This window comes from Proteus sp. G2669 (genome assembly GCF_009915245.1).
Classification (GTDB): Bacteria; Pseudomonadota; Gammaproteobacteria; order Enterobacterales; family Enterobacteriaceae; genus Proteus.
Genome location: NZ_JAABLX010000017.1, coordinates 50,330 through 62,226, shown reverse-complemented (window position 1 = coordinate 62,226; position 11,897 = coordinate 50,330). Strand labels below are relative to the sequence as shown.

The window sequence follows — 11,897 nt, the reverse complement described above, 5'->3', positions numbered from 1 at the left end:
TCGCTCCTGATTTATTTTGTTGTCACTGATTGCAGGTTTTGACGATATTGCGCGATAAGTTCGATAAAGTGATCAAAAAGAGGTGTGGCATCATGTGGCCCTGGGCTGGCTTCTGGATGGCCTTGGAAACTGAACGCTGGTTTATCTGTACGATGAATACCTTGCAAAGAACCATCAAATAGAGATTTATGTGTCACACGTAAATTGGCAGGAAGTGAAGTTTCATCAACGGCAAATCCATGATTCTGTGCTGTGATCATCACAGTATTTTTATCTAAATCTTTTACAGGATGGTTACCACCATGATGCCCAAATTTCATTTTGATGGTTTTTGCACCGCTGGCTAACGCTAAAAGCTGATGACCTAAACAGATACCAAAGAGAGGAATATCGGTTGTTAAAAACGTTTGAATGGCGTTAATGGCATATTCACAGGGCTCTGGATCCCCGGGGCCATTTGAAAGAAAAATACCATCAGGTGAAAGTGCTAAAACATCTTGCGCTGGTGTTTGTGCTGGTACAATGGTAACTCGACACCCTCTATCCACCAGCATACGTAAAATATTACGTTTCACACCAAAATCATATGCCACAATATGCAATGGCAATTCATTCGCTGATTTAGCTTTAGGTAATTCACTCTCTAGTGTCCAACTTCCTTGAGTCCACTGATAAGGTTGTTTAACGGTTACTGTTTTGGCTAAATCCATTCCTTTTAAACCCGGAAATGATTTAGCCTTTTCGAGCGCAACATGGGTATCTAGGCGTTCCCCTGCGATAATACAGCCATTTTGTGCGCCTTTTTCTCTCAATAAACGCGTTAGCTTGCGTGTATCAATATCTGCAATTGCAACTATATTATGACGTTTAAGATAATCAGATAATGTTTCTTGTGCACGATAGTTGCTCATCAGTAATGGCAAATCACGAATAATTAAGCCTTGAGCATGGATGGTTTCTGATTCTTCGTCTGAATGATTAACGCCAGTGTTGCCAATGTGGGGATAGGTGAGAGTAACAATTTGTTGGGAGTAAGACGGGTCGGTTAGTATTTCTTGATAACCAGTCATTGAAGTATTAAAAACGACTTCACCGATGGCGGCGCCTTCTGCGCCAATCGACTTGCCGTGGAATTCGGTCCCATCTTCTAGAACCAGTATAGCTGATTTAATCAAAACGCCCTCCAGAGAATAATAAATCACATTTTATGCATATTAATTCAGATTTAAGACTCTAAATCAATGCCAAAAACATAAAATTGGGCAAATTTTTGGCAAATTGGGCGCATTCTAAAGATCGAATAGGCAGATGTCTAGAAAAAACACCTTTTTAATTAAAAAAACATCAATCATTAGCAATTTAATTAACCAAGTGACAATTAACATAACAAATCTTACAGATTTAACCGTTTGCTTACCAAGATAATTTAAAATTTAGATTTCAAGAGGAAATAAAACAGAATCCTGTCCATTTCTAGAAAAAAAACAGAAAAAACAAGAGATAAATGATATAAACAAGAGGAAAGAGAATAAATACAACAAATAAAATAAAAAAAACCCATAATTAAACAAATAATCATGAGTTTTCAAATAATTACAAATAACAACTTATCATAATTCTTCTAAAGAAAGCACATCTTTCATGTTATATAGACCTGATTTTTTAGATCTTAGCCAAATAGCCGCCTTTACTGCACCATTTGCAAATGTCATTCGACTAGAAGCCTTGTGGCTTATCTCTACCCTCTCGCCAATGTCGGCAAAAATCGCAGTATGTTCACCCACAATATCCCCTGCACGAATAGTAGCAAAACCAATACTTTGAGGGTCACGCTCTCCCGTATGCCCTACTCGCTCATAAACAGCACACTTTTTAAGATCACGACCTAATGCATCTGCAATAGATTCCCCCATTGCTAATGCAGTACCTGATGGCGCATCAACCTTATGACGATGGTGCGCCTCTACAATTTCAATATCACTGTAAGATCCCATCACTTTAGCGGCTTTTTCGAGTAACTTAAGCACCAAATTAACACCAACACTAAAGTTGGCTGCAAACACAATAGGGATGATTTTTGCTGCATCATCTATGGCTTTTTTGCCTTCATCATCAAAGCCTGTCGTACCAATAATCATGCCTTTTTGTTGTTCTACACAAAATTCAATATGTGAAAGCGTGCCTTCTGGACGTGTAAAATCAATTAATACATCAAATGCATTAGCTTGTGCTAATAAGTTATCAGTTACTATGACACCGATATGACCAATACCAGCTAACTCACCCGCATCTGAGCCAATTAATGAAGAATTTGTACGTTCAAAAGCAGCACCTAGCACAGTTCCTTCTTGTTGAGAAATTGCCTGAATTAATTGGCGTCCCATGCGTCCACCCGCACCAACAACAGCAAGACGAAGTTCTTTTGCAGACATAACTAAATTTCTCCTTAACAATGCTTATGATCTCTATTTATTGTTTACAGATTAGCGATGTCATCCGTTTGATGCCAGCATTTAACGTTCTAGATAAGAAAAACACACCAAACAGAGCTAATTATCAGTAAAAGAGATGAACAGCATGATTATTCATTTAACTTTAGGTATAAAAAAAGCAGAGATTTAAACTCTGCTTTTAAAAATTACGCTTTCTAGATGCCTTATTCGATAACTTTATAATCAAGTCGAAGTTCTTTTGGCACTTCAAAAACAATATTTTCTTCACGCCCAGATAGTTCGATCACTTCATCAGCACCAAAGCTTTTTAGACGCTCTAACACCTGCTGTACTAAAATATCAGGGGCTGAAGCGCCTGCAGTCACTCCGACAATATTGACATTAGTCACCCATGACTCATCAATATCTTCAAAGCTATCGATAAGATAAGAAGGTTTTCCTGCACGCTGTGCCAATTCTGCTAAGCGGTTTGAATTTGATGAATTCTTAGAGCCAACAACAAAAACAACATCTGCTTTTTCAGCAAGCTCTCTCGCTGCTTCTTGGCGATTGGTTGTTGCATAACAAATATCGTCTTTACGGGGGCCAATAATTTTGGGAAAACGTGCATTTAAAGCATCAATAACTTCAGATGTATCATCAACAGAAAGTGTTGTTTGAGTCATAAAGCAAAGATTGTCTTCATCTTTGACTTTTAGTTTCCAGACATCCGCAGGTGACTCAACTAAATACATTCCCCCTTCAGGGTTGTTGTATTGCCCCATTGTACCTTCAACTTCAGGATGTCCTGCATGACCGATTAGAATCGCCTCTTTGCCTTTACGGCTAGCTCTAGCCACTTCCATATGAACTTTAGTCACTAATGGGCAAGTCGCATCATAAAGCATCGTTAAATTACGTGAACGAGCTTCTTGACGAATAGCTTGAGAAACACCATGAGCCGAAAAAATTAAAATCGCGTTATCGGGTACTTCTGAAATTTCTTCAATAAAGATAGCGCCACGTTCGCGTAAGTCGTTAACTACATAACGGTTATGAACCACTTCGTGACGAACATAAATAGGTGCGCCATAGATTTCCAGAGCGCGGTCAACAATGCTGATAGCTCGGTCAACACCCGCACAAAAGCCTCGTGGGTTAGCCAGCAGTATTTGCATGTGTTGTTTCCTCCTCAGGATTGATGCTGACAACTTCAATATCAAATGTCACTTCTTCTGACGCTAATGGGTGATTAAAATCAACCGTAACAGAATCTTCAGTGACATTTTTTACAATGCCTGGCATTTCACTGCCATTCATTGCTGTAAATAGCATGATAGTACCAGTTTCTGGCACTCCAGACTCTGCAAAGTCAGAAGGCATAAAGTATTGGATCAAGTCAGGGTTATATTTACCAAAAAGATGTTCGCCAGCAAGCGTAAAAGTTTTTTTATCTCCCGTTGATAACCCCAATAATTCAGCTTCTAAGGCTGGCGATAAACTTTCATCACCTAAACGAAAAAGGGCGGGTTTACCATGTGCTTGCGTAGATTCAGCAACAGAGCCATCGGCTAACTTTAAAGTGAAATTCAACAATACCGCGCTGTTGTTGAGTACCTGCATAACCATACTAATACCTTCTATTAAGCGTAACCCCCGCCATAAGGCAGGGGTTATTTTAGTTAACTCATTGTCTGATTACTTTTGCTTTTTTGTATCTTGCGGACTGGCATTTTTATCAGGGAAAAAGCTTTCAATGATAATTAGCCCAGCACCAATACAAATACCCATATCAGCAATATTAAAAGTGGGCCAATGCCAATCTCCGACATAAACATCAAGAAAATCGATAACAAACCCGTGGATCAGACGATCAGAAAGATTACCCAATGCTCCGCCAATAATAAGCGCATAAGCAATGTTACTTAGTTTGGCATTCGCTTTATTTTTATACATCATTACTAATAAAGTAATGCAGATTGCTAATGCAATCAGTGCAAAAAACCAACGTTGCCATCCCCCTTTATCCGCTAAAAAGCTAAAGGCAGCACCATAGTTATGTGCGTAAGTGAAATTGAAAAAAGGCATCACAGCAACAGATTCATACAGACGAAATGTCTGCATGAAATACTGTTTTGTTCCTAAATCCAACACCACTACAGCAATTGCTAACCACAACCAGCGTAAACCTGTAGAGCAAAGTGTTTTCTTCATTAATTAAGCAAACTTACGTTCTTCACCGTTACCGGCTACGTTAGTAACACAGCGTCCGCATAATTCAGCGTGTTCCGCTACTTGACCGATATCTGTCGCATAATGCCAGCAACGAGGACATTTTTCGCCATCTGCTTTATTAAAGGCGATTTTTAAACCCGCCATATCAGAGGCTAATGCTGTTTCTGGTGCTTCATTAATATCTGCAACTGTCGCTTGAGATGTTAATAAAACAAAACGCAGTTCATTACCTAATGCATTTAATTTATTGGCTAAAGCGTTATCTGCATACAGTGTGACTGATGCTTCTAAAGAGCCACGTAATTGTTTATCTGTACGTGCTTGCTCTAACACCTTATTGACTTCACCACGAACAGCCAGTAATTCAGCCCAGTAATCATCATTTAAGGTTTCTGATGCATCTAAACCAAATAAATCGGTATACCACTCTTCAGTTAAGACATATTTTGCACGCTCACCTGGCAGTTCATTCCAGATCTCATCAGCAGTGAATGACATAACTGGCGCCATCCAACGAACTAATGCTTCACTGATGTGGAATAAGGCTGTTTGGCAACTACGGCGAGCAACACTATCACTTTTCGCGGTATATTGTCTGTCCTTGATGATATCTAGGTAGAAAGAACCCATTTCCACTGAACAGAACTGCATTAAGCGCTGAATAACATTATGGAAATCGTAGTTTTCATAGTGTTTTAGGATATCCGCTTGTGCTGCTTTCGCACGGCCTACTGCCCAGCGATCAAGTGTCACCATCTCTTCTGGCTTAACTTGATGTTTTGCAGGATCAAAACCGTTCAAGTTTGCTAAGAAGAAGCGCGCAGTATTACGAATACGACGATAAGTGTCCGCAGAACGTTTTAAGATCTCATCAGATACAGCGATTTCACCTGTATAATCGGTTGAAGCAACCCATAAACGTAAGATATCAGCACCCAGTTTATCCATCACATCTTGTGGACTCACTGTATTACCAATAGATTTAGACATTTTACGGCCTTGTCCATCTACGGTAAAACCATGTGTTAATACTTGACGGTAAGGTGCTTTACCTTTGATTGCCGTTGAGATCATCAACGAAGACATAAACCAACCACGATGTTGGTCAGAGCCTTCTAAATACATATCAGCTGAATTGCCATGGTATTCTGGGCGAGCATCAACGACTGTTGAGTGTGTTGATCCTGAATCAAACCATACGTCCAGTGTATCAGGCGTTTTCATGTAATCGTCAGCTTCATCACCCAATACTTCACGAATATCTAAATCCCACCATGCTTGGATGCCGCTAACTTCAACACGTTTTGCAACTTCTTCCATCAACTCTAAAGTGCGTGGATGTGGCTCTTGTGTCTCTTTATGAACAAACAGAGACATTGGAGTACCCCAAGTACGTTGACGAGAAATACACCAGTCAGGGCGGTTTTCAACCATTGACTCAATTCGTGCTTGACCCCAATCAGGGATCCATTTAACACCTTTGATCTCTTTTAATGATTGTTGACGCAACCCGTTTTTATCCATGCCAATAAACCATTGTGGTGTTGCGCGGAAAATAACAGGTGTTTTATGTCTCCAACAGCAAGGATAACTGTGCTGCAACGCTTCGTGATGTAACAGAGCGCCTTTTTCTTTTAGCAATTCAACGATGACATCGTTCGCTTTAAAAACAAAAACGCCATCTAATGTTGGATAAGTGCCAGGTAAATAACAGCCATTTGGCCCAACTGGGTTTGCAACTTCTAAACCGTATTTTTGGCCAACCACAAAGTCATCAGGACCATGGCCTGGTGCAGTATGTACCGCACCTGTACCCGCATCTAAAGTAACGTGATCACCTAAAATAGCAGGAACATCAAAACCCATAAATGGATGATTAAAGCGTAGCAACTCTAGATCTGTACCTTTACATTCACCTAAAACAGCCCAGCCAGTTACGCCAATACGTTGCATCACGTACTCAACAAGATCTGCCGCTAAAATCACACACTCATCATTAAATGAGACTAAGGCATAATTAAATTCTGCATTTAAGGCGATCGCACGGTTAGCAGGTAATGTCCAAGGCGTTGTTGTCCAGATAACCAAAGAAATTGGTTTATCTGTTGCTGAACCAAATTTAGCAGCAACAGCTTTTGAATCTACGGCAGTGAAACGCACATCGATAGAAGGAGATGTTTTATCGTAGTATTCAACTTCAGCTTCTGCCAGTGATGAACCACACGCAGTACACCAGTGAACAGGCTTAGCCCCTTTTAACAGGTGACCATTTGCGATAATACGCGCTAATGCACGGATAGTATTCGCTTCTGTTTTATAGTCCATTGTAAGATAAGGTTTTTCCCAATCTCCTAGAACACCTAAACGAATAAAATCTTTTTTCTGTGCTTCGATTTGCTCGTAAGCGTATTTACGACATTCCTCGCGGAATTGCGCTGCTGATATTTTCTCTCCTGGTTTACCTACGATTTGTTCAACTTTTAGTTCGATAGGTAATCCGTGACAATCCCATCCTGGAATGTACGGAGAGTCAAAGCCTGACAGCCCTTTGGATTTAATAATAATATCTTTGAGAATTTTGTTTACTGAGTGACCAATATGAATATTGCCGTTGGCGTATGGAGGGCCATCATGCAAAATAAATGTTTTTTTACCACTTTTAGCCTGACGAATAGCTTGATACAAACCTTCTTTGTACCAACGTGATAACATCTCTGGCTCGCGCTTTGCTAAATCCCCGCGCATAGGGAACCCTGTTTCTGGTAAGTTCAGGGTATTTTTATAGTCACTCATTCGATTCTCAGTTCCAATTTTCCGCTAGTTTATGACTCCGACCGCTGCGATAAAAAATCCCTAGCAGTAGCCACATCATCTGCGATTTGCTGCTTCAATGCATCCAATGATGCAAATCGCTGTTCATTACGTAATTTCTTTCGTAACACAACATCAATACGACGTCCATATAAATCCATATTAACGTCGATTAAATGAACTTCTAATTGTACGCCCTTTCCTTGTACGGTAGGACGACTTCCGATATTTGCCACACCGGGTAAAGGTGATTGATTATCTGACAAATAGACATCAACGGCATAAACGCCTTTAACGGGTGCAACTAAGCGCTTCATTGGAATATTGGCTGTCGGAAAACCAATAGTTCTACCCAATTCATTACCATGAACAACTCGTCCACAAACACTGTAAGGGTGTCCAAGGAGTGATTCAGCAAGAACTAAATCATCATTGAGTAACGCTTCTCGTACTGCGGTGCTACTGATACGTAATCCTTTATCGCAATAACTTTCTGTATTTGCGACATCAAATCCATATCGAACACCTGCTTGTTGTAAAAAGTGGAAATCACCTTCACGATTTTTGCCAAAGCGAAAATCATCACCAATAGCAAGAAATTTCACCCCTAATTTATCGACCAGTAAGGATGAAACAAACTCTTCAGGTGTTTGTGCTGCAAATTGTTTATCAAATTTGACACACAAAAGGTAGTCAATACCGCATTCAGCCAAATACTTTATCTTATCTCGTAAACGAGTCAGACGTGCTGGTGCTTTTTCTGGTAAAAAAAACTCAAGCGGCTGAGGCTCAAATGTCATCACAACCGTGGGTAACCCTCGCTGTGAGGCTTCTTGCTTCAAGTGTTTCAATAATGCCTGATGGCCTCGATGGACACCATCAAAATTCCCAATTGTCAGAACGCAACCATGATGTAGCGCTCTAATATTCTGTATACCGCGAATTAGCTCCATAACTGGCTCAATACCGTGGAAATTATTGGATTATACCTTGTCAAAGGCTTGAGAGTAACCCAATATATCAATGTTTATTGATGAGTAATATCTCGACAAGTCGATTCACTATTATTCTTAAATGTGACTACTCACATTAAACAAAAATGGACTATCACTCACTTCTTGGTTATAAAATCGCATAAAATCAACCGTAGATCCTATTAGAATCTATTATTTATTACTCATATACACGATTTTGATGATTTTTTCACTCAAAAGACTGTATTCTACCCGTCTTAACTGATAAAATCTTGCGCCATCACAACGAAACAAGTGTCGCGTACAACGACGCTAATTTTGTATAAATCCATTGACAAACTTAGGTTGAAAAGGCATATTCCTTCACCTTTGTATTTGTCCTCGCTAGAATATATTTGGGAGTTGGAACTTGGCTAATATCAAATCAGCTAAGAAACGTGCGGTTCAGTCTGAAAAGCGTCGTCAGCACAACGCAAGCCGTCGTTCTATGATGCGTACTTACATTAAAAAAGTATACGCAGCAGTTGCTTCAGGTGATAAAGAAGCAGCACAAAAAGCATTTAATGACATGCAACCAATTGTTGACCGTCAGGCAACTAAAGGCTTAATTCACAAGAATAAAGCTGCACGTCATAAAGCTAATCTGCAAGCACAAATCAAAGCAATGTAATATTGCTTTCTTGTGTTATAAAAAACCGGCTTATGCCGGTTTTTTTGTTTTCTACTTTTTAACCATAACTCACTTATGGATTTACAACACTCTTCTTATTCCCATTAAAAAGCTCTGAAAAATCAGTATTACAAACGCGCTGAACTGCTGGATGTTGGATCATTCGCTCTGCAAAAATCGCGTAATACTCTTCTTTTACAGTATCAAGCATCCCTATTTCTTCGATATTACTATGAGCAAAAGTTTCATCGGTATACAGTGAAGGTGCTACAAAAATGGCATTATAATTTAATCCAAATGCTTTCATTAATGCAGCATCATCAAACTCTCCCAAAATTTCCACTTGCAGATTTTTATTACGTATCCACGTTAACAAATGGCGACCTAACATATATCGACGACCAGGAATGAGTAATTTCCGTTCTTCTAAACATTCAGGGAACGGTTTTTCAGGAAGTGGATGGCTGCAAAAGAAACTCATATTACATTCACCGAGTTTTACAGAAAATAGGCCTTCTTGTTGTGAAGAATCCACAGGGCAATCCGATAAAATCATATCCAGCTTATGCTGACTTAATTGTTCTAATAATAATTCATGTGTTGATTCAAAACAGCGCAGATGAATTTGCTCATGATCAATCACCGCCGTTTCTAATACGCGACTGACTAATTGTTTAGATAATGCATCCGCAACACCGACATCAAACAACAAGTTCGATTCACGACTATAGTTGACGATATCCAGCATCTCTTGGCTTAGCATAAACATTTTATCGGCATAACGAAAAATAAGTTGCCCCAACTCTGAAGGAACTAACCCCCTTCCTTGGCGTTTAAACAACTTACCACCCAATCTTTCTTCTAATGCCTTAATTTGCCCTGTAATCGTCTGAGGTGTCAGATACAGAGCTTCTGCTGCACCTACAACAGAGCCTTCTTTACACACATGCCAAAAATAATAAAGATGGTTAAAATTGAGATGTGACACCCGCATAGTTATCTTCCTTTCAACTTCTGTGCCTTAAACACAGATTATGTAATAACGCATTAGTTTGCGATTGGCTTTCCTTGCATCCAATCCTCATAAAAACACCTACGGCACAATACACTGTATTGCACCGTAGATTTAAATATATAGCTCGGTATTTATTGTGTTGAGAAACTCAAATCCGTAATAAATTTCCTTATATTGACTTCGTTTTTGACTTCGGTAAAACAGAACGAAGCAACAAATATCCCACAACTGCAGCTACCGTTGAACCTACTAAAATACCCAGCTTAGAGTAGGTATCATAAGCTTCACTTGCACCATCAAATGCTAATCCTGCGATAAAGATAGACATAGTAAAACCGATACCACAGAGCACAGATACTGCAAATATTTGCTTAAGATTAATCGCATCTGGTAATTTTGCAATGCCTAGTTTTACCGAAACCCAACTAAAGAGGAAAATTCCAATCGGCTTACCCAAAAATAGTCCCAATGCGATACCTAATGGTAATGCGGATAACATGCCATCTAATGTCACGCCATTTAAGGAAACGCCCGCATTACTAAATGCAAATAGTGGCAAAATTAAATAGGCAACCCAAGGATGTAACACATGCTCTAATTCTTCAGAAGGCGAATCACCCTCTTTATTTCTTAATGGGATAATGAATCCGACAATAACACCCGCAATAGTGGCATGAATGCCCGATTTTAAAATACACACCCACAAAACGAACCCAAGAACTAAGTAAGCTGCAGTATTACCAACTTTACGCCAGTTCATTATGCCCAGAGCAATAACAATCAACCCAGCCAAAGCCAATGGCATCAGTGCAATACTCTTTGAATAAAAGAGTGCAATAATCACAATAACGCCTAAGTCATCGATAATTGCCAAGGCCAATAAGAAAACCTTTAATTCAACAGGGACACGTTTACCTAATAACGCCATCACCCCCAATGCAAATGCAATATCTGTTGCCGCAGGAATTGCCCAACCTTGTTGCCCTACAGCATCGATATGATTGAACATAAGATAAACCAATGCAGGCGCTAACATTCCGCCTACAGCGGCAATTGCAGGGAAAATGGCTCTATCACGTTGAGCTAAAGAACCTTCTTTTAATTCACGCTTAACTTCTAATCCGACCACCAAAAAGAAAATAGCCATTAAGGCATCATTTACCCAAAGCAGTAATGGCTTATCAAGTTCGAATGCACCAAACTTGAGCATAATAGGAATAGATAAAAACTCATTATACAAAGCACTTAGAGGTGTATTCGCCATAATTAATGCGATAATAGCAGCAATAATCAGAAGAATACCGCCTGATGCCTCTAATCTCAAAAATTGTCTAATAATTGCCGTCATAATATTAACCTCAAAATTACTAATCTTGTTAATAATATGCTAACCATGGATTCGTAAAAAACAGTTTATTCATGGACAATAGATCGTATTTTTCGAACTGATAGAGAAATATTAAGGAAAACAAGATAGATGTCCATAATTAATCAACATTATTTCTTAATGGAAAAATATAACAATAATTGGAAAAGAAGATCACAACATATTGATAAGAATATAATTTTTTTACTTATTGCTAAAAATAAGCATCTAGCTCAATAAATAATACCAATCGATAAAATAGATCAAATATATTAATTTTTAATTATCAAAAAATAATATTATTTTTGTCTTTTCCATTTATAGCATCCTTAGATTATGAGAGAAAAGAAAATGTTATATATTTCACTATTTATCCATTGTGTTATGGTTTTAT

General features: G+C 38.9%; 10 protein-coding genes. 1 reads left to right on the top strand and 9 read right to left on the bottom strand.

Annotated elements, in window-relative coordinates; genetic code table 11:
* Positions 1 to 11: 11 nt before the first annotated feature.
* The 7 genes from carA to ribF form a co-directional block, all read right to left on the bottom strand.
* Positions 12 to 1,175 carry a glutamine-hydrolyzing carbamoyl-phosphate synthase small subunit gene (carA, locus tag GWI68_RS03910; protein WP_166539447.1) on the bottom strand — a complete coding sequence of 388 codons (1,164 nt, stop codon included), beginning with the start codon at positions 1,173 to 1,175 and terminating at the stop codon, positions 12 to 14.
* Positions 1,176 to 1,610: 435 nt separating this feature from the next.
* Complete coding sequence (dapB, locus tag GWI68_RS03905; protein WP_166539446.1) at positions 1,611 to 2,432, bottom strand: 4-hydroxy-tetrahydrodipicolinate reductase; 822 nt, start codon at positions 2,430 to 2,432, stop codon at positions 1,611 to 1,613.
* 224 nt (positions 2,433 to 2,656) lie between these two features.
* Complete coding sequence (gene ispH, locus GWI68_RS03900) at positions 2,657 to 3,610, bottom strand: 4-hydroxy-3-methylbut-2-enyl diphosphate reductase (protein WP_109408056.1); 954 nt, start codon at positions 3,608 to 3,610, stop codon at positions 2,657 to 2,659.
* On the bottom strand, positions 3,591 to 4,061 hold the full coding sequence (fkpB, locus tag GWI68_RS03895; RefSeq protein ID WP_166539445.1) for an FKBP-type peptidyl-prolyl cis-trans isomerase: 471 nt from the start codon (positions 4,059 to 4,061) through the stop codon (positions 3,591 to 3,593). Before fkpB ends, ispH begins: the two co-directional genes overlap by 20 nt.
* Positions 4,062 to 4,130: 69 nt before the next feature.
* A complete protein-coding gene (lspA, locus tag GWI68_RS03890) occupies positions 4,131 to 4,646 on the bottom strand; it encodes a signal peptidase II (protein WP_072069464.1) in 516 nt (171 codons plus the stop codon).
* 3 nt (positions 4,647 to 4,649) lie between these two features.
* A complete protein-coding gene (ileS, locus tag GWI68_RS03885; protein ID WP_166539444.1) occupies positions 4,650 to 7,460 on the bottom strand; it encodes an isoleucine--tRNA ligase in 2,811 nt (936 codons plus the stop codon).
* Positions 7,461 to 7,489: 29 nt separating this feature from the next.
* Entirely contained in the window at positions 7,490 to 8,431 is a 942-nt protein-coding gene (gene ribF, locus GWI68_RS03880) for a bifunctional riboflavin kinase/FAD synthetase (protein WP_109408058.1), read from the bottom strand.
* Positions 8,432 to 8,861: 430 nt separating this feature from the next.
* On the opposite strand from ribF, the gene rpsT reads away from it, so the two are divergent.
* Positions 8,862 to 9,122 (top strand): 30S ribosomal protein S20, encoded by a 261-nt coding sequence (gene rpsT / locus GWI68_RS03870; RefSeq protein WP_004248964.1) that lies wholly within the window; start codon positions 8,862 to 8,864, stop codon positions 9,120 to 9,122.
* Positions 9,123 to 9,195: 73 nt separating this feature from the next.
* Here the strand turns inward: rpsT and nhaR are convergent, their stop codons facing one another.
* Both nhaR and nhaA read right to left on the bottom strand, forming a co-directional pair.
* Complete coding sequence (gene nhaR / locus GWI68_RS03865; RefSeq protein WP_166539443.1) at positions 9,196 to 10,116, bottom strand: transcriptional activator NhaR; 921 nt, start codon at positions 10,114 to 10,116, stop codon at positions 9,196 to 9,198.
* A 190-nt stretch (positions 10,117 to 10,306) separates the two neighbouring features.
* A complete protein-coding gene (nhaA, locus tag GWI68_RS03860) occupies positions 10,307 to 11,485 on the bottom strand; it encodes a Na+/H+ antiporter NhaA (protein ID WP_166539442.1) in 1,179 nt (392 codons plus the stop codon).
* Positions 11,486 to 11,897 lie beyond the last annotated feature (412 nt).